Below are 18,442 nucleotides of genomic sequence, written 5' to 3' on the forward strand. Positions count from 1 at the left end.
GTCACTGCGTCGCGGCGGACGTCATCTCCATGGAATCCACGTGGAGCTGCGGGACAGTCAGCGACCCCCCGACCTGCGTCTCATACGTGAGAGACCCGTTCATCTCGACCTTCGCCTCGAAGGTGTCACCCACGATGAAACGCTCAAGCTGTGCCGCGTCTCCGGTCAGGATGGTGTTGGTCGGATATTCGTAGCTCTCCACGTGCCGAACACCGTCGACGTCGGCACGGAATGTCTCCGAGCCCGTCATCGCGTCGAACTGAGTGACCACCCCGTACACGACGTACCGCTCCCCACTGTGCGCATCGGGGTCCTTGGCGATCTGCGCCCATTCCCGTGCGGTCAACCGCTCGTAGGTCGCCGCAGCCGAGGACGGCGCGGCCTGAGCCGATGCGGCCGGAAGGCGAAAGGCCGTCCCGGGCAGGAGGAAAAGCAACCCGAGTATCGTCAGCGTCCCTATGGTGATCGCTCGTCTGTTCATCGGATCTCCCGGGGTGGTCTCCCCCTTTGTCGATCGTAGATCCGTGCCACGCGACTGTCTCTCCGAACCCGGGCCCGCAGCGGCTTACGCCCCCGCGGGCCCGAGGAGAAGCGGGACTGCTCAGTCCGCGATCGGCAGATACACCCGGTTCCCCGCCGCCGCGAACTCCTTCGACTTCTGGGCCATGCCCTCCTCGATCTCCCCCTGGCTGCCGCCGTGTTCGCGGCGGATGTCCTGGGAGATCTTCATGGAGCAGAACTTCGGGCCGCACATGGAGCAGAAGTGGGCCGTCTTGGCGGGCTCCGCGGGGAGGGTCTCGTCGTGGAAGGCGCGGGCCGTGTCCGGGTCGAGGGCCAGGTTGAACTGGTCCTCCCAGCGGAACTCGAAGCGGGCGTCGGAGAGGGCGTCGTCCCAGTCCTGGGCGCCTGGGTGGCCCTTGGCGAGGTCGGCCGCGTGGGCGGCGATCTTGTAGGTGATGACGCCGGTCTTGACGTCGTCGCGGTTGGGGAGACCGAGGTGCTCCTTGGGCGTGACGTAGCAGAGCATCGCCGTCCCCCACCAGGCGATCATCGCCGCGCCGATCCCGGAGGTGATGTGGTCGTACGCGGGCGCGACGTCCGTGGTCAGCGGGCCGAGCGTGTAGAACGGCGCCTCGTCGCAGATCTCCTGCTGGAGGTCGATGTTCTCCTTGATCTTGTGCATCGGGACATGCCCGGGGCCCTCGATCATCGTCTGTACGTCGTGGCGCTTGGCGATCCGGTTGAGCTCGCCCAGCGTGCGCAGCTCGGCGAACTGCGCCTCGTCGTTGGCGTCCGCGATCGAGCCGGGCCGCAGGCCGTCGCCCAGCGAGTAGGTGACGTCGTACGCGGCGAGGATCTCGCAGAGTTCCTCGAAGTTCTCGTACAGGAACGACTCCCGGTGATGCGCGAGGCACCAGGCCGCCATGATCGAGCCGCCGCGCGAGACGATGCCGGTCTTGCGGTTCGCGGTCAGCGGGACGTACGGGAGACGGACACCGGCGTGGACCGTCATGTAGTCCACGCCCTGCTCGGCCTGTTCGATCACCGTGTCCTTGTAGATCTCCCAGGTCAGCTCCTCGGCCCGGCCGTCGACCTTCTCCAGCGCCTGGTAGAGCGGCACCGTGCCGATGGGGACGGGGGAGTTGCGCAGCACCCACTCCCGGGTGGTGTGGATGTTGCGGCCGGTGGAGAGGTCCATGACCGTGTCGGCGCCCCAGCGGGTCGCCCAGGTCATCTTCTCGACCTCCTCCTCGATGGAGGAGGTCACCGCCGAGTTCCCGATGTTCGCGTTGACCTTCACCAGGAACCGCTTGCCGATGATCATCGGCTCGATCTCCGGGTGGTTGACGTTCGCGGGCAGGACGGCCCGCCCCGCCGCGATCTCCTCGCGGACGACCTCGGGCGCGACGTTCTCCCGGATGGCCACGTACTCCATCTCCGGCGTGACCTCGCCCCGGCGGGCGTACGCGAGTTGGGTGACCGCCCGTCCGTCCCGGCTGCGGCGCGGCAGGCGCGGGCGGCCCGGGAAGACCGCGTCGAGATTCCGCAGGCCACCGCGCGGAGAGGTGTGCTTGATCCCGTCGTCCTCGGGGCGGACGGGACGGCCCGCGTACTCCTCGGTGTCGCCCCGGGAGACGATCCAGTTCTCCCGCAGCGGGGACAGGCCCCGGCGGACGTCCGTCTCGGCGGACGGGTCGGTGTACGGGCCCGAGGTGTCGTACAGGGTGACCGACTGCCCGTTGGTGAGATGCACCTGACGGACCGGCACCCGCAGATCGGGGCGCGAGCCCTCGACGTACGCCTTGTGCCAGCCGATGGACTTCCCGGCCCCGCTGTCAGCCGCGTCCGTGCTGGCCGCGTTCTGCGTGGAGGCAGGCGTGCGTGCGTCCTTGATGGTCATGAGACCTACTCCCTACGCCGGCATTACCCGGTAACAGGTTCAGCGGTCGACGCAGCCGCTTCCGTCTGCCGATGTTTCATGTGAAACATCACTCGAACCCGGTGACGTTTCACGTGAAACACCGCGAAGACGAAGGTCAGCGCCCTCTCAGCCCGGTGCTCCGAGCTCCCGCGTGTGCAAAGGTGCCTCCACGCTAGCGGTATTTGTGGCGCGGTGAACAGTGGGCCTCTGCCGTTCTTGCGATGATCGGTCGGTGACCACGACACCCCGCTCCCCGTTCCCCCCGCCTCCCGAGCCGTCCCGGGACGGGTACGGCGGTGAGGGCGCGGGTCCCACCGACGGCTCCGCGCCGGGCGAGGGCGACGGCGTTCCCGGACGCGGCCCCGCCCCCTCCGGCAACCGCCCCGGCACCCGGCTCGGCTCACTCCCACGCCGGGGCGCGGCCCCCAGACCACCGGACTTCCGGCGTACGGGGGAGCAGGGCCCCGGCACCAACCCGCCCCCCGCGCCCCAGGGTTACGGCTACGGCGTCGGCCCGACCCTGCGCCCGGAGGACACGGGTCCTACGCCGCAGGTGAGGCGCCCGGCGTACGAGAGCGGCCCGGTACCGAGGGTGTCGATGCACGACAGCGGCCCGGTGCCCCAAGTGGGCGGGAGCGGCCTCGGCCCTCATATGTCCCCGCAGGACAGCGGTCCCCTGCCTCAGGTGCCCCCGCACAACAGCGGCCCCGTCCCCCGCGTCCCCGAGCACGAGGCCCACGCCCACCAGGGCGGGCAGCACAGCGCGGGGCCCGGATCCGATGGGCACTCCCACGGCGGCCCTCCCGGTGGCGGGCACGGCGGGCACGGTGACTCGCACGGCGGAGGGCACGGCGGCGGCCACTCGCACTCGCACAGCCATGGCCCCGCCGCCCCCGTCTCCCGGCACCTCCGCAAGGTCATCGGCGCGATCCTGATCCCCTTCGCGGCGGCCGTGGTCGTGGGGCTCGCGGTGCTGTGGCCCGGCGGTGCTCCGCCCCACGAGCGGACCGGGGTCGGCTTCGACCGGCAGACGCAGCAGGCGACGGTCACGAAGGTCGAGAAGCTGAGCTGCGCGTCCGTCAACGCGTCGGGGGTGCCGCCGACCGGTGACACCTCGACGGCCGAGGGCTCCTCGGCGGTGCAGGAGGCGCGCGGCACCTGCAAGCGGGCGACGATCCGGGTGGACACGGGCAGCGACAAGGGCCGTACGTTCACGGAGATCATCCAGCCGGACCAGTCACGGCAGTTGAAGCAGGGTCAGAAGGTCGTCGTCGCGTACGAGCCGTCCGCGCCGAAGGACCTCCAGTACTCCGTCGCCGACATCAACCGGCGCTTCCCGATGGCGCTGCTCGCCGGGATCTTCGCCATCGCCGTCGTGGTCGTCGGCCGGCTGCGGGGCGTCATGGCGCTGGTCGCGCTGGCGATCAGCTTCATGATCCTGAACTTCTTCATCCTGCCGGCCATCCTCCAGGGCTCGAATCCGCTGGTCGTGGCGGTGGTCGGGTCGAGCGCGATCATGCTGATCGCCCTGTATCTGTGTCACGGCCTCTCGGCCAGAACCTCGGTGGCGGTGCTCGGCACGCTGATCTCGCTGCTGCTGATCGGCGTCCTGGGCTCGCTGTTCATCGGCCGGTCCGCGCTCACGGGCAACACGGACGACAACACCGGCCTGATCCACGGCCTGTACCCGTCGATCGACATGAGCGGTCTGCTCCTGGCCGGCATCATCATCGGCTCGCTGGGTGTCCTGGACGATGTGACGGTCACCCAGACCTCGGCGGTCTGGGAGCTGCACGAGGCGAACCCCACGATGGGCTGGCGCGGCCTGTACCGGGCGGGCATCCGCATCGGCCGCGACCACATCGCGTCCGTCGTCAACACCCTGGTCCTCGCCTACGCGGGCGCCGCCCTCCCGCTGCTGCTCCTCTTCTCGATCGCCGACAGCGGCGTCGGCACGGTCGCCAACAGCGAGCTGGTCGCCGAGGAGATCGTCCGTACGCTGGTCGGCTCCATCGGCCTGGTCGCCTCGGTCCCGGTCACCACGGCCCTCGCGGCCCTGGTCGTCTCGGCGGACCGCCCCGAGGCGAAGGGGGCGCCCACACCGGCGGCGGCCCCGACGCAAGCACCGGCAGCGGCGAAGGGAGGCCGGGGGCGGCGCCGCAAGCACTGACGGCTCCGAGGTACGGGGAACTTCGGGGACATGACAGCCCCCGAAACCCCACCTCCGCCGGCGAACGCCCCTCGCCGAATCCCCCAGCCTCAGCAGAACCGTTCCTGCACAGACCCGGAACCGCTGAAGCGTTTCCCCCGCCCCTCGCCCCACCCGGCCTCACCCCGCGCTCTGCTCCTCCGCCAGGATCCGCCCCAACGCCTCGTCGAGATGCGCGTCGAAGTCCGCGAAGGACGCCTCCTGACCGAGGGGGACCACCCGGTCCGTACGGTCGAGGAACGCGATGAGGGGCGCCGCGGAGGAGCGGAACACGGCCTGGTCGGCGCCCACCTGGAGGCGGATGAGGACCTCGCCGAGCGACTCGGGATCGGTGGGGGCGATCCGGACGTCACCCTCGCCGCAGGGCCGGGCGACCCCGTCGACGAGGAGTTCGCGCCCGAACGTCCAGGTCACCGGCGCGTCCCCGGGCAGGTGGAAGGTGAGCCGGACGGCGTACGGGTCGTCCGGCTCGTACCCCAGCTCCACCGGGATCCGGAACGCGAGCTCCTCGGAGACGAGGAAGCTCATCATGACCTCTGCCTGAACTGTCTGTGCGGACTCGCGCATCGCCTTACCCCGTCTGTGCCGTCACCGGCCGGGAATGGACCTCTGACCGGATACCTCTGACTGGAACGCATCTTGCTGAACGTGCACACGGGATCACAAGCAGTGATTTTTCAGATGCTGATAGAGAGCGCGAGCGCCCCCACGGCCCGCCCGACCTCCCGCTCCAGCTTCCGCACCGCCGGCAGCAGCCGCTCGGCCTGCCGCACCGGCAGGGACAGCGCGACGGTCGCCGCCGAGGCCCCCACAGTGATCGGCAGCGCGGCACAGACCGTACCCAGCAGATACTCCTGACGCTCGGTCACCGCCTCGGTGCGCCGCGCCCCGGAGAGCCGGCGCAGCAGACTGTGGCTGTCGCGGACGGTGTACGGCGTGAGGGTCCGCGCCGGATACCGGTCGAGGTGGTCGCGGCGGGCCCCGTCGTCGAGCTGGGACAGCAGGCACTGCCCGATGGCGTGCGCGTGCCCGGTCTCGCGGAAGTCGGCCCACTGCTCGACCGCGGGCGACTCCGGCGTGTCGGCGACGTACAGCGTCTCGATCTCGCCGTCGCGGTACACGGCGTAGTAGACGGGCGCCCCGATCGCGTCCCGCCACTGCGCGAGCGTGTCGACGATCGTGCTGCGACGTTTCTGCGCTGCCCCCGAGGCGGCCAGCCGCTCGGCCGCCTCGCCGAGGAAGAACAGTCCCTTGTCGCGCCGTAAGTAGCCCTCGTGGACGAGGGTGCGCAGCAGGTGGTAGGCGGTGGGGAGGGCGAGGCCGGTCTCGCGGGCCAGTTGTTTGGCCGGAGCGCCGTACGCGTGCCCCGCCACGCTCTCCAGGAGGCGCATCGCGCGCTGGACGGAGCCGATGAGGGTGGTCGTGGGCTCGGGTTGGGCGGGGACGGCCGCGGGGGCGGCCCGTTGTGCCGGGGGGAGCGCGGGGGGTGCGCCCGGTTCCGCGGGGGAGATGTCAGCCGTGGCCAAGGGGCACTCCGGGAGCGCGAGGGTGGTCCGTGCGGGATCGTCCCCGCGTCGGATTCCGGACTCTAACGGCCCGTACGGCCACGCCACCGCGCTGCGCGGGAAACTTCCCCCGCCCGAGGGAACCGGCGTTCCCTGTTACCGCTCTCCGTCGTCACCAGTCGCCGCGGGAGGAGGACCCGGCGGTGAACTTCCGTACGAGGTAGACGAGTCCACCGACGAGCGCGACGAACACCAGCAGCTTGAACAGCAGCCCGATCACGAAGCCGACGACGCTGGCTATCAGCCCGCCGAACACGACGATGGCGATGACCGGCACCGCCACCCACTTCACCCACCACGGCAGTCCCGCGAAGATCTCTCGCATCGCCCTTGTCTCCATCTGTGCACCGGCCGGCGGCCCTTACGGCCACCGGCCCTTTCGGATGTCCTGCTCCGATGCTAGATCCGGCCAGGGGCGGCGCGGGGGCTTCGCACCCCTTGTCCTCCCCTGACCCGTCCCCTAGGGGAAGACCGGGTTCCGGCTCCCCCTTCCGGGTGGGTCTCAGCGCTCCGGCGGTTTCAGCGCTCCGGCGGTGAGAACACCACGAGGACCCGCAGGTCCTCGCTGATGTGGTGGAACTTGTGGGCGACCCCGGCGGGCACATAGACGACGCTGCCGCGCGCCACCTCGGTGGTCTCCATGCCGACGGTGATCGACGCGCGCCCGCTGACCACGAAGTAGACCTCGTCCTGGTTGTGCGGGTTCTGTGGATCGTGGGTGCCCGCGTCGAGGGCGTAGAGGCCGACCGACATGTTCCGCTCGCGCAGAAACTGCAGGTAGGCGCCGTCGTTGGCGGCTCGTTCCGCCTCCAGTTCGTCCAGCCGGAATGCCTTCATCGCCCTCGTCCCGCTCATGGCCCGGTTAGGCCGTCGATCTCTCTGGAACGATCAGACACATGAAGAATTTCGTAGTCAAGACGATCGCCAACGCGGGCGCCCTGGCGGTCGCCGTCTGGCTGCTGGACAAGATCACCCTGACCGGTGACAGCAACGGCAAGAAGATCGGCACCCTGCTGATCGTGGCACTGCTGTTCGGCCTCGTGAACTTCCTGGTCAAGCCGGTCGTGAAGGTGCTCACCTTCCCGCTGTTCATCCTCACGCTCGGCCTGATCACGCTGGTCGTCAACGCGCTGATGCTGATGCTGACCTCGTGGCTGGCCGACAAGCTCGACCTCAGCTTCCACGTGGAGGGCTTCTGGACGGCCGTCCTGGGCGGCCTGATCATCTCGATCGTCTCCTGGGCGCTCAACCTCGCCCTGCCCGACGGGGACTGAGCCCTGGTGCCCTACCGCGTCTGCTTCGTCTGTACCGGCAACATCTGCCGCTCCCCGATGGCCGAATCGGTGTTCCGCGCGCGCGTGGCGGACGCCGGGCTGTCGGGGAGCGTCGTGGCCGACAGCGCCGGTACGGACGCCTGGCACGAGGGCGAGGCCGCCGACCCGCGCACGGTCGCCGTCCTCAGGGAGCACGGGTACGGCACGGCGCACACGGCCCGCCGCTTCGAGCGGGACCGGTTCGCCGGCCTCGACCTGGTGATCGCCCTCGACGCCGGCCACCTCGGGGACCTGCGCCGCCTCGCGCCCACCCCCGAGGACGCCCGGAAGGTACGCCTCCTGCGCTCCTACGACCCCGCGGCCGACCCGGACGACCTGGACGTCCCCGACCCGTACTACGGGGGCCGTGCGGGCTTCGAGGCGTGCCTTGAGATGGTGGAGGCGGCGAGCGACGGTCTGCTCGCCGCCGTACAGCGGGATCTGGAGGGGCGGACGACATGAGTGGCACAGGGATGGGCGACGGCACGCGCGCGGTACGGGCCGGGCTGCCCGAACCCGTCAAGTACGAGCCGGCGCTCCCCGGCCCGGTCTTCGCCGCCCACTACCACCTCCCCGGCGAGCCGACGGGCCCGTACACCTACGGCCGCGACGAGAACCCCACCTGGACGCTCCTGGAGCGCGCCGTGGCCGAACTGGAGGCCCCGGGACAGGACGGCGTCGAGACCCTGGCGTTCGCCTCCGGGATGGCCGCGATCTCGGCCGTCCTCTTCTCCCAGCTCCGCTCCGGCGACACGGTCGTCCTCCCCGACGACGGCTACCAGGCGCTGCCTCTGGTGCGCGCGCAGCTGGAGGCGTACGGCATCGAGGTGCGCACCGCGCCGACCGGCGGGGACGCGCAGCTCGCGGTGCTGGACGGGGCGAAGCTGCTGTGGATCGAGACGCCGTCCAACCCGGAGCTGGACGTGTGCGACATCCGGCGGCTCGCCGAGGCGGCGCACGCGCGCGGCGCTCTGGTCGCCGTCGACAACACGCTCGCCACGCCCCTCGGCCAGCGTCCGCTGGAGCTGGGCGCCGACTTCTCGGTGGCGAGCGGCACGAAACAGCTCAGCGGGCACGGTGACGTGCTCCTCGGGTACGTCACGGGCCGTACGGGGGAGGCTCTGGCGGCCGTCCGGCGCTGGCGCAAGATCGTCGGGGCGATCCCGGGGCCGATGGAGGCGTGGCTCGGGCACCGCTCGCTCGCGACGCTCCCCCTGCGGGTCGACCGGCAGAGCGCGACCGCGCTGGCCGTCGCCCGGGCGCTGAAGGACCGGCCCGAGGTGGTCGCGCTGCGCTATCCGGGGCTGCCCGACGATCCCTCGCACGAGGTCGCCGCCCGCCAGATGCGCCGCTACGGCTGCGTCGTGTCGTTCACCCTCGCCTCCCGCGACCGCGCCGAACGCTTCCTGGAGGCCCTGCGGCTCGTCGACGACGCGACCAGCTTCGGCGGGGTGCGCTCCACCGCCGAACGCCGTGGCCGCTGGGGCGGCGACGCGGTCCCGGACGGCTTCGTACGGCTCTCCGTCGGCACCGAGGACACCGAGGACCTGGTCACGGACGTGCTGCGGGCGCTGGAGGAGTCGGCGGGTTCTTCGCAGGAGTCGGCGGGCTGAGACGTCGTACGCCCGCCGGGCGGCCCCCGCTCCCCACGGCGGCCGGTCCGGCTACGCGTCCCGGACGAGCCCGCCCGGTGCGGCGGGCGGTCCGAGCCTCCCCCCTCGTGGTTCGGACCGCCCTGCGGTTCCGCGCGCGAAGAACCGCGCGAACTAGGCTAGTTGACTCTGTGTCAGTGTCCAATCACAGTAGCGACAGGACCCTATCGACATATTTATAGTTGGCCCCTCGTCGGGGGGCGGGAGAGGCGCCGGAAGGGGGCGGGCCATGGATCTGGCCTTGCTGCGGACCTTCGTGACCGTGCACCGGGCCGGATCCTTCACCCGGGCCGCCGCACTGCTCGGCCTCTCCCAGCCCGCCGTCACCTCGCAGATCCGGACCCTGGAACGGCAGGTCGGGCGGCCGCTGTTCCTGCGCCAGGCGCGGGGCGTCACCCCGACGACGATCGGCGACGAACTCGCCCACAAGGCCGCGCCCCACCTCGACGCGCTCGTCGAGATCGCCGAGACCGGACTCGACGAGGACTCCTCGCTGCGGACCCTGCACCTCGCCGGACCGCCCGAGTTCACCGCCGAACAGGCCCTGCCCGCGCTCACCGAACTCACCGGCGACGACGGCCAGGGGCTCGCCCTGCGCGCCTCCTTCGGCAACGCGGAAGAGGTCCTGGAGGGCCTCGCCGCGGGCCACCACGACCTCGCGATCAGCACGGCCCGCCCCCGCGGCCCCCTGCTGACGGCGACACCGCTGTGCGACGAGGAACACGTCCTGGTCGCGGCGCCGAGATGGGCGGGTACCGCGCTGGAGAACCTCCCCGTCGTCGAGGTCCATGAGTCGCTGCCCTTCGTCGCCCGCTACTGGGCCTCCGTCTTCGACTCGCTCCCGGCCGCCTCCGGCACGGTGATCGTCCCGGATCTGCGCGCGGTCCTCGCGTGCGCGGTCGCGGGTGCGGGGCTCGCCGTGCTGCCCCGCTATCTCTGCGGGCCCGCGCTGGAGCGCGGTGACGTCGTGGCCCTGCACGAGCCCGCGGTGCCGCCGCTGCGGACGTACTTCCTGGTGGTGCGGACGGGGACGCTGGCGATGCCGCACATAGCGCGGGCGCATGAACGGCTGCTGCGGGCGGCGGCGCAGTGGCGGTGATGTTTCACGTGAAACCGAGCCCGACCGTACGACGTGATGTTTCACGTGGAACCAGGTGGGCCACATTCCCCCCATGACCGTCCGACCCGTGGTCAAACGCACCGCACGCGCCGTTCTGCTGGACGGTGACGACCTGATCCTGATCAAGCGCACCAAGCCCGGCATGGACCCCTACTGGCTCACTCCGGGAGGAGGCGTCGAGCCCTACGACGAGACCGTCGTGGAGGCCCTCCACCGCGAGGTGTACGAGGAGCTCGGCGCCAAGATCGCCGATGTGGTCCCCTGCTTCGTCGACACCGTCGAGCACATCGGCGAGGACGGCGGCGCGACCGGCGTGAAGGTGCAGCACTTCTTCGTCTGCCATCTGGAGTCCATGGACCCCGCCCTGCGCCATGGCCCCGAGGTCGACGAGCCCATCGGCGAGTACGAGATCGTCCGGGTGCCGTTCACGCGCGTCGGGATCGCCTCCGTGCACCTCGTGCCGCTGTCGCTGCGGCACTATCTGGACGGGAACATCGAGGGCGTCCGGGCGATGCATGCGCCTGACCTCGGCTGAGGGGTCCGCTCGGCGGCTCGGCTGAGGGTGGCTACCCGGCGGCGACCAGTTCCGCCACCGAGTCGTGCCGTATGCGCTCCTTGGGGATGCCCGCGCCGCGCAGTGCGTCCACTCCGCTGCGGATCATGCCGACCGGTCCCGAGAGGTATGCGTCGTACTCGTCCCAGGGGCCGAACGTGCGGATCGCGTCGGGGAGTTGGAGCAGTCCGTGCTTGTCGACCACCGGGCGGACCTCCAGCCAGGAGTGGGACTGCTGGAGCCGGAGCATCGTGTCGATGTCGTAGAGGTCGTGGTCGGTGCGGGCGCCGTAGAAGACCTCCATGCGGCGCCGGGTGCCGTGTTCGGCGACGTCCTCGACGAGGGCCTTGATGGGGGCTATGCCGGTGCCGCCGCCGAGGCAGAGGAGTCCGCTGTCCCGGGTGTGGTCGACCGTCATCGACCCGGCGGGCGGGCCGAGCCGGATCACGTCGCCGGGCTGGGCGCGGTGCACCAGCGCGCCCGAGACCCAGCCCGCGGGGACCGCCTTCACGTGGAACGAGAGCAGGCCGTCGGAGCGGGGCGCTGAGGCGAAGGAGTAGTGCCGCCAGATCCTCGGCCACCAGGGCGTCTCCAGGCTCGCGTACTGCCCGGCGAGGAACGGGTACGGCTGGTCGGGCCGGACCGTGAGGACCGCGATGTCCTGTGTCCGCAGCTCGTGCGAGACGATCTCCGCCTGCCACCAGGCGGGTGCGCGCAGCTCGTCGACGGCCGCCGCGTCGATCATCACCTGGGAGATCGTGGTGTACGTCCGCACCCACGCCGCCTCGGTCTCCGGCTCCCACACGGACTCGGCGTACTTCGCGAGCGCCTCGATGAGGCACTCGCCGACCGCCGGGTAGTGCTCGGGGCGCGTGCCGTACTTGCGGTGGCCCCGGCCGAGGTTCTGGAGGTAGCCGACGAGCACCGGTGTGTCGTCGATGTGCTCGGCGGCCGTCAGCAGCGCCTTGAGCAGCCGGTCCCGCTGGGCGTCCATCGCGGGCGGGAACAGCGGGCGCAGGTCCGGGTGGCGGACGAAGAGCAGCGCGTAGAAGTACGAGGTGACCTTGTCGGCGACCGAGCCGATGGCGGCCATGGTCCGCCGGACGAGCACGGCGTCCGGGGAGCCCTCGGGTGGGGCTTCCGGAGCGGGCAGGCTGTCGGAGCCGAACGCCCGGAACGGCTCCGGGGCGGTCTGCCCCAGGTCCTCGGCGGGCGCCTGGGGAGGCTCGGGCTCGGCCGGGAGCGTGTCCGTCGTGACCGGGTTCGGCGCGGACGGCCGGGGGAAGCCGGCCGCGGGCCGGAAGGCGTCCGGGACGAACGACCCGTCCGCTTCGGAACCGGCTGCGGCCTGGAGCGTGTCCGAGGCGGACGCCCGCAGGGGCTCGCTCTCGGCCGGCGCCTCTGACGGGAACGCCCGGAAGGGCTCGGAGCCGGAGTCGCCTTCGGGGCGCAGGACGTCCCGGGCGAACGGCCGGAGCAGCTCAGGGCCGGACTCGGATTCGGGCCCGGCGCTGAGGGTTTCCTGGGCGTAGGGCCGGAAGGGTTCGGGGGCCGACTCGGGATCCGGGTGAGGCGTTTCCTGGTCGAAGGACCGAAGGTGTTCGAGGCCCGGCTCGGGCGCGTGAGGCGTCTCCTGGGCGACCGGCCGGGAGGACTCCGGGCCGGGCTCGGGGTGGGGCTGGGGTGCCTCTTCGGTGAACGGCCGGAAGGGGGTCGGCTCGGGGTTCGGTGCGGGCGGCGGGGTCTCGGGCGGCGCGGACAGGGGGGCCGTCGCGGCAGGCGGCGGGGCGGCCGGGGCCGTGCGCTGGGCCGGTACCTGGAGGGCCTCGGGTGCGGCGAACGTGTCGGTGGCCGGGCGGGAGGGGACGGGCGACACGAGGGGGGGCACCGCTGTCGCGGGCGCCGGTATGAGCTTGGGGAGGACGACGGCGGCGGGCTGGGAGGGGGCCTGGGCCGACTGCGCGGCTATTCGGGCGTCGGTGTCGGGGCGGGCGGAGCCGGGACCGTCGGTGCCAAGCCAGGCCCCGTCGTGGCGGCCCATGGTGTGGTGGCCCGTGCTGTGGTGGCCGGCGTCGTCGCGGCCCGCGTCTCGCGGCGCGGCGTCCATGGGAGCCGTCGTCCCGGGAGCCGCTCCGGGCGGCGTACCGGGAGCTGTCGTGCCGCGGCCCACCGGGCGCAGTCCGGCCAGCCGCCTGCCGCCACCCTCCGTGCTCTGCGGTTCCGTGCCTCGCTGCTCGGCGCCGCGCTGGTGGGCGCCTTGTTGCTCGGCGCCGGGGGCGGCTGCCGGCTTGCGCGGCTTGAACCAACCGTCTCCGCCGCCGGACGTGCCGTTGTCGGCCGACGTGGTGGCCGGAGCGTCCATGGTGTGCCTCGCCTCGAACATCTTTCGGTCGGTCTGCACTCCCTACCTCGGGAAGTGCCTGCTCCCCCGCAAACGACTGTGCCCACCTGTTCGGTTCCGCAGCCGCTTCGCCCACAGGGCAGCATCCCACCCCCACCGGATGCCCTGGCCGTATCACCGCGAACGCGGGTTCTCGATCTCTCCGTCCCGTTAGGCTGCGCCGCCTCGTCTCAAGCTCAATCGGAGTCGACCATACCGGCCGCAGGGGACCGCACAACCCCCGCCTTCCCCTCACCGGGGTCTTACCCAGGGGCGATTCGCCGTTTGGCTCAACTACCGGGCGCGGCACACCAATTCGTAGACATCCGCCAGATCCCTCCTTCCGTCCGCATCGCGATTGCGCCGACCTGTGACCCTTCGGCGATCGATGTTTCACGTGAAACGTCCTCTTCGTTTGCTGGTTTCACGTGAAACATGAAGTCTCCCCCCTGATCGCCGGGCATGTTCCCATGGCATGGCCAAAACCGCGTATGTCTCCCGGGAAACAGGTGGACGCCGGCCCCGCCGGTCGGACAGCCTGACCTGCGTGTCGACTCCTTCCCCCACCGCTCTCCCCATCCGCCGCCTGACGCGCCGTGACCTTCTCGCGTGCGCGGACTTGTCCGAGGATCGGGGGTGGCCCCGCGAGGAACACAAGTGGGGCCTCCTCCTCACCGCCGGGAAGGGCTACGGCATCGACGCCCCGGACGGCGGTCTGATCGCCGCGTGCGTCGTGACCGAGTACGGCCCTCAGGAGCACCCCGACCTCGCGGCGATCGGCATGGTGCTGGTCGCCGAGCGGTACGCCCGTCAGGGCGTCGGACGCCGGCTGATGCGGCATGTGGTCGCCGCGCTGAGCCCCACCCCGCTGACTCTGCACGCGACGCCGAACGGCCGCCCGCTGTACGAGGAGCTGGGCTTCAAGGTCACCGGCCGCGCCGAGATGCTGCGCGGCCGTTTCACCCCGGTGGGACCGGAACCCTCGGTGGACACCAGGGCGGCGACGGCCGAGGACCTCACGGGGATCCTGCGGCTGGACGAGGAGGTGTTCGGCTCCGACCGGACCCGCATGATCACCCGGCTGCCCGCCTTCGCCGACCAGCTGAGGGTCGCGGTGGCCGACGGCAGGATCGTGGGGTACGCGGCCGCCTGGCCCAACATGGACACCCATGTCGTGGGCCCGCTCGTCGCCCGTGACACGGAGACCGCCAAGTCCCTCGTCGCCTCCCTCGCGGTCCACACCGACCGCCCGCTGCGCACCGACATCGACGTCCGGCACGAGGAGTTGCTGAGCTGGCTGAAGGAACGGGGCCTGGAGCCGGTCGCCTTCAACGCCGTGATGACGTACGGGATCCCGGGCCTCCCCGGCGACTGGAGCCGGCGGTTCGCTCCGCTGACGGTGGCGGCGGGGTGAGCGCGCGTCAGCGGTGGGCGGCGGCCTGCTGAGGCGTCGTCGTCTCGGAGCCGGCGATCACGGCGCTCGGCCTGCCGTCACGGCGTTCCAGGGTGGCCGAGAGGACGGCGAGCAGGAGCGCGGACCCGGCGAGGGCGGCGCCGACCCAGTTCGGTGAGGTGTAGCCGTGGCCCGCGTCGATGACGAGGCCGCCGAGCCAGGCGGCGAGGGCGTTGCCGAGGTTGAAGGCGCCGATGTTGACGGCCGAGGCGAGCGTCGGGGCGCCGTGGGCCTGGTCCAGGACACGCTTCTGGAGCGGCGGTACGGTCGCGAAGCCCAGGGCGCCGACGAGGGCGATGGTGAGGGCCGCGAGCGCCTTGTGGTGGGCGGTGAGGGTGAAGAGGGCCAGGACGACCGCGAGGGCGCCCAGGGAGACGTACAGCATCGGCATGAGGGCGCGGTCGGCGTACCGGCCGCCGACGAGGTTGCCCGCGACCATGCCGAGGCCGAAGAGAACCAGGAGCCAGGTGACGGAGCCGTCGGCGAAGCCGGTGACGTGGGTGGCCATCGGCGCGATGTAGGTGACGGCCGCGAAGACGCCGCCGAAGCCGAGGACGGTCATCGCCATCGCCAGGAGGACCTGGGCGTTGCGGAAGACGGCGAGTTCGTGCCGGAGGCGGACCCCTTCGGGCCTGGGCAGGTCGGGGACGAGGCAGGCGACCCCGGCGAGGCCGAGCACGCCGAGGGCGGCGACGAGGGCGAAGGTGGCACGCCAGCTGACGTGCTGGCCGACGAGCGTGCCGAGGGGGACGCCGACGACGTTGGCGACGGTGAGGCCGGTGAACATCATCGCGATGGCGCCGGCCTTCTTGTCGGGGGCGACCAGGTCGGCCGCGACGACCGCGCCGATGCCGAAGAAGGCGCCGTGGGCGAGGGAGGCGACGACGCGGCCGATCAGCATCACGGAGAAGGCGGGGGCGAGGGCGGACAGGACGTTGCCCACGATGAACAGCCCCATCAGCAGCATCAGCATCCGCTTGCGGGAGATCTTCGTGCCCAGCGCGGTCATCAGCGGGGCGCCGATCATCACGCCGAGCGCGTAGCCCGTGACGAGGTAGCCCGCGGTGGGGATGGAGACCCCGTAGTCGGCGGCGACCTCGGGCAGCAGGCCCATGATCACGAACTCGGTCGTGCCGATGCCGAAGGCCCCGATCGCGAGAGCCAGGAGCGCGAGAGGCATGGAGGGTGACACCTTCCCGATTGATTGCAGGAGCGTTTTACCCTCACTGACATTAATTGCAGACGCGGGTTATTTGCAAGCGCCGACTATCGCGGTGCTGGCCTATCCTGGTTCCCAGCCGCTCCCGGACGGAGGAGGACGCCCATGGCCGCGACGGACCCCGCGCTCACCGCTCTCGCCCAGGGCTGGTGCGCCCTCTCACTGCTGCACGGCAGGATCGAGAGCCACGTCGAACGCGCTCTCCAGGCCGGACACGACCTGAGCGTGCGCGAGTACTCCCTGCTGAACGTGCTCGGCCGCCAGCACGACGGCGAGGGCGGCCATCTCCAGATGAAGCAGGTCGCCGACGCGGTCGTCCTCAGCCAGAGCGCCACCACCCGCCTGGTGACCCGGCTCGAAGACCGCGGCCTCCTGGAGCGCTACCTCTGCACCACCGACCGCCGGGGCATCTACACGAACGTCACCGAGGCGGGCCAGAAGCTGCTGGACGAGGCCCGCCCGACCAACGACCGGGCCCTGCGCGAGGCGCTCGACACGGCCGCCCTGGACCCGGAGCTGGCACCGTTCGTCCAGGTCGTGGAAACCCGCGGGGCACCGGCCCCCGCCTAGGCTTCCCGTCATGGGAGATCTTGAGACCGCCGACCTGACCATCCGCGGCGCCGGGGCCGACGACCTGCCGGCGATCGTCGCCCTCCTCGCGGACGATCCGCTGGGCGCGCGGCGCGAGTCGCCGGACGACCTCGCGCCGTACCGGGCGGCCTTCGAGCGGATCGGCGCCGACCCGAACCAGCGTCTCGTGGTCGCCGTCCGCGCGGGCGAGGTCGTGGGCACCCTCCAGCTGACGATCGTCCCGGGGCTCTCCCGGAAGGGCAGCACCCGGTCGATCATCGAGGCGGTGCGGATCCGGGCCGACGAGCGGGGCGGCGGGCTCGGGACGCGGTTCATCGAGTGGGCGGTGGAGGAGTCACGGCGGGAGGGGTGCCAGTTGGTGCAGTTGACCTCCGACGCCACTCGGGTCGACGCGCACCGGTTCTATGAGCGGCTGGGGTTCGAGGCGTCCCATGTGGGGTTCAAGCTGGCGCTGTGAGCGCGGTGGTTTCACGTGAAACACGCCTCCGGCCCCCATAGCCGGTGTTTCACGTGAAACACACCCTCAGCGCCCTACAGCCCGCGTTTCACGTGAAACATCCCCGGCGCCTCAGCCGACCCCCCGCCACCCCTCCGGGTCCACCCCGCCCGGCACGACCGCATCGTCGTCGTACGGCTGGCGTGTGAACACGAACGAGCCGAGGTCCAGATGGCTCAGCGTGCCGTCGGGGCGGCGTACGGGGGTCAGGCGCTCGCCGGCGTAGTAGCCCTCCAGGCCGGTCCAGGTGCCGTCGGCGTTCGGCTCGAAGCGGGACTGGCGGCCGGCACGTGCCAGAGGGCCCAGGGACAGGCGGCCGTCGGCGGTCCAGCGCAGGACGAAGGCGTGGGTTCCCCAGTACCACGGGCCAACCAGCTCCAGAGTGCCTGGATCGACGTCCGTGAGGGGCTTCCAGGGCTCGGGGATGCGGGGTTCGGCCTCCGCGACGATCCGGACGAGATCGGCGCCCAGAGAGGCCAGCAGGGGCCCCGAGGTGCAGTTGGCGAGGGCGACCGCGGCGACATCGTCGGCCACGGCGATCGTGAGGTTGGCGAGGAACCCGGGCAGCGAGCCGGAGTGGCCCACGAGGACACGCCCGCCCTGGTGCTGGACCTGGAGCCCGAGCCCGTACCCGGCGCCGACGGCGAGATCCTCGGCCTCGGACGGCGCGGCGGGGGCCCGCATCTCCCGTACCGTCCCGGCGCTGAGCACCCGGTCGTCGCCGTTCGTCAGGAAGAGGGCGAACCTCGCCAGGTCCCGTGTCGTGGACCAGAGCTGTCCCGCCGGGGCCATCCGGCCGAGGTCCTCCACGGCCTCGGGGAGCAGCGCGTCGGCCCAGGGATGCACGGCCCAGCCGCCCGCGTGCGGCATCTCGGGGCGGGCGCCTGTCCGGTTCAGGCCCAGGGGTTCGAGCACTTCACGCCGGAGAACCTCCTCCCACGGGGCTCCCCGCAGCTCCTCGACCAGCGCACCGAGCAGGGTGTAGCCGGGGTTGGAGTAGTGGAAACGGCGTCCGGCCGGGTGCGGGGCGGGCCGCTCGCCCAGGACGTCGGCGAGTTCGGGCCGCAGCGTCCCCGGCGTCCGCTCCCACCAGGGCGCAGGTGACTCCGCCGCCAGCCCGCCGGAGTGCGCGAGCAGTTCGGCGACGGTCACCTCCCCCACGCCGGTCCCGGCGAGGTGCTTCTCCAGCGGATCCCCGAGGTCGATCAGCCCCTCGTCCCGCAGCCGCAGCACGAGCACCGCCGTGAACGTCTTGGTGATCGACCCGATGCGGTACTGCACGTCCCCGTCCGGGCCGTGCCCCTCGACCGACGTCCGGGACCCCTCCCACACGATCCGCCCGCCCCGCACCACGGCGGCGACGAGCGAGGGCGCGCGCCCTTCGGACTGGGCGACGGCGATCCGGTGCAGCAGCGCGCGGCGGGTACTGGGGAGCAGTTCTTCCTGAGGTGTCGTCATGCGCCCAGTCC

At 71.6% G+C, this 18,442-nt stretch carries 18 protein-coding genes and 1 riboswitch; of the genes, 9 read left to right on the forward strand and 9 right to left on the reverse strand.

Annotated features, from left to right (window positions below):
- Position 1: 1 nt before the first annotated feature.
- Together ACLZOT_RS18910 and thiC are read right to left on the reverse strand one after the other, a co-directional pair.
- Positions 2-481: a hypothetical protein gene (locus ACLZOT_RS18910; protein ID WP_416970132.1), complete on the reverse strand. Its 480-nt coding sequence runs from the start codon at positions 479-481 to the stop codon at positions 2-4.
- A 120-nt stretch (positions 482-601) separates the two neighbouring features.
- Complete coding sequence (gene thiC / locus ACLZOT_RS18915; protein ID WP_416970133.1) at positions 602-2,401, reverse strand: phosphomethylpyrimidine synthase ThiC; 1,800 nt, start codon at positions 2,399-2,401, stop codon at positions 602-604.
- A riboswitch (TPP riboswitch) is annotated at positions 2,394-2,583 on the reverse strand. Its footprint overlaps the gene before it by 8 nt.
- Before the next feature lie 491 nt (positions 2,584-3,074).
- Between thiC and ACLZOT_RS18920 the strand changes: the two genes are divergently transcribed.
- Positions 3,075-4,592 carry a YibE/F family protein gene (locus ACLZOT_RS18920; RefSeq protein ID WP_416970399.1) on the forward strand — a complete coding sequence of 506 codons (1,518 nt, stop codon included), beginning with the start codon at positions 3,075-3,077 and terminating at the stop codon, positions 4,590-4,592.
- Positions 4,593-4,751: 159 nt separating this feature from the next.
- Here ACLZOT_RS18920 and ACLZOT_RS18925 read toward each other — a convergent pair whose 3' ends face one another.
- From ACLZOT_RS18925 to ACLZOT_RS18940, 4 genes are all read right to left on the reverse strand, one after another.
- Entirely contained in the window at positions 4,752-5,198 is a 447-nt protein-coding gene (locus ACLZOT_RS18925; protein WP_416970134.1) for an SsgA family sporulation/cell division regulator, read from the reverse strand.
- Between the two features lie 110 nt (positions 5,199-5,308).
- Positions 5,309-6,157: an IclR family transcriptional regulator gene (locus tag ACLZOT_RS18930; RefSeq protein WP_416970135.1), complete on the reverse strand. Its 849-nt coding sequence runs from the start codon at positions 6,155-6,157 to the stop codon at positions 5,309-5,311.
- A gap of 151 nt (positions 6,158-6,308) precedes the next feature.
- Positions 6,309-6,521: a DUF5326 family protein gene (locus ACLZOT_RS18935; protein WP_416970136.1), complete on the reverse strand. Its 213-nt coding sequence runs from the start codon at positions 6,519-6,521 to the stop codon at positions 6,309-6,311.
- Between the two features lie 194 nt (positions 6,522-6,715).
- The gene (locus ACLZOT_RS18940; protein ID WP_055724579.1) at positions 6,716-7,033 is read right to left on the reverse strand and encodes a cupin domain-containing protein; all 318 of its coding nucleotides are present in this window, start codon (positions 7,031-7,033) and stop codon (positions 6,716-6,718) included.
- A 59-nt stretch (positions 7,034-7,092) separates the two neighbouring features.
- On the opposite strand from ACLZOT_RS18940, the gene ACLZOT_RS18945 reads away from it, so the two are divergent.
- The 5 genes from ACLZOT_RS18945 (at position 7,093) to ACLZOT_RS18965 (ending at position 10,816) form a co-directional block, all read left to right on the forward strand.
- Positions 7,093-7,470, forward strand: a complete 378-nt coding sequence (locus tag ACLZOT_RS18945) for a phage holin family protein (protein ID WP_416970137.1) — start codon at positions 7,093-7,095, stop codon at positions 7,468-7,470.
- A 6-nt stretch (positions 7,471-7,476) separates the two neighbouring features.
- Positions 7,477-7,971, forward strand: a complete 495-nt coding sequence (locus ACLZOT_RS18950) for a low molecular weight protein-tyrosine-phosphatase (protein WP_416970138.1) — start codon at positions 7,477-7,479, stop codon at positions 7,969-7,971.
- The gene (locus ACLZOT_RS18955; protein WP_416970139.1) at positions 7,968-9,122 is read left to right on the forward strand and encodes a cystathionine gamma-lyase; all 1,155 of its coding nucleotides are present in this window, start codon (positions 7,968-7,970) and stop codon (positions 9,120-9,122) included. Before ACLZOT_RS18950 ends, ACLZOT_RS18955 begins: the two co-directional genes overlap by 4 nt.
- A 268-nt stretch (positions 9,123-9,390) precedes the next feature.
- Positions 9,391-10,260, forward strand: a complete 870-nt coding sequence (locus ACLZOT_RS18960) for a LysR family transcriptional regulator (protein WP_416970140.1) — start codon at positions 9,391-9,393, stop codon at positions 10,258-10,260.
- A 73-nt stretch (positions 10,261-10,333) separates the two neighbouring features.
- Entirely contained in the window at positions 10,334-10,816 is a 483-nt protein-coding gene (locus tag ACLZOT_RS18965) for an NUDIX domain-containing protein (protein WP_416970141.1), read from the forward strand.
- A gap of 31 nt (positions 10,817-10,847) precedes the next feature.
- On the opposite strand, the gene ACLZOT_RS18970 is transcribed toward ACLZOT_RS18965, so the two are convergent.
- Positions 10,848-13,217 (reverse strand): globin domain-containing protein, encoded by a 2,370-nt coding sequence (locus ACLZOT_RS18970; protein ID WP_416970400.1) that lies wholly within the window; start codon positions 13,215-13,217, stop codon positions 10,848-10,850.
- 544 nt (positions 13,218-13,761) lie between these two features.
- Here ACLZOT_RS18970 and ACLZOT_RS18975 point away from each other — a divergent pair.
- Positions 13,762-14,628, forward strand: coding sequence for a GNAT family N-acetyltransferase (locus ACLZOT_RS18975; RefSeq protein ID WP_416970142.1), 867 nt, complete (start codon positions 13,762-13,764; stop codon positions 14,626-14,628).
- Positions 14,629-14,635: 7 nt separating this feature from the next.
- Here the strand turns inward: ACLZOT_RS18975 and ACLZOT_RS18980 are convergent, their stop codons facing one another.
- Positions 14,636-15,847 carry an MFS transporter gene (locus tag ACLZOT_RS18980; RefSeq protein WP_416970143.1) on the reverse strand — a complete coding sequence of 404 codons (1,212 nt, stop codon included), beginning with the start codon at positions 15,845-15,847 and terminating at the stop codon, positions 14,636-14,638.
- Positions 15,848-15,991: 144 nt separating this feature from the next.
- Here ACLZOT_RS18980 and ACLZOT_RS18985 point away from each other — a divergent pair, with 144 nt between their 5' ends.
- Both ACLZOT_RS18985 and ACLZOT_RS18990 read left to right on the forward strand, forming a co-directional pair.
- Positions 15,992-16,456, forward strand: coding sequence for a MarR family winged helix-turn-helix transcriptional regulator (locus tag ACLZOT_RS18985; RefSeq protein WP_416970144.1), 465 nt, complete (start codon positions 15,992-15,994; stop codon positions 16,454-16,456).
- Between the two features lie 10 nt (positions 16,457-16,466).
- Entirely contained in the window at positions 16,467-16,934 is a 468-nt protein-coding gene (locus tag ACLZOT_RS18990) for a GNAT family N-acetyltransferase (RefSeq protein ID WP_416970145.1), read from the forward strand.
- A gap of 111 nt (positions 16,935-17,045) precedes the next feature.
- Here ACLZOT_RS18990 and ACLZOT_RS18995 read toward each other — a convergent pair whose 3' ends face one another.
- A complete protein-coding gene (locus ACLZOT_RS18995; protein ID WP_416970146.1) occupies positions 17,046-18,431 on the reverse strand; it encodes a serine hydrolase domain-containing protein in 1,386 nt (461 codons plus the stop codon).
- Positions 18,432-18,442 lie beyond the last annotated feature (11 nt).

The organism is Streptomyces sp. 4F14 (assembly GCF_048159485.1).
Lineage (GTDB): Bacteria > Actinomycetota > Actinomycetes > Streptomycetales > Streptomycetaceae > Streptomyces.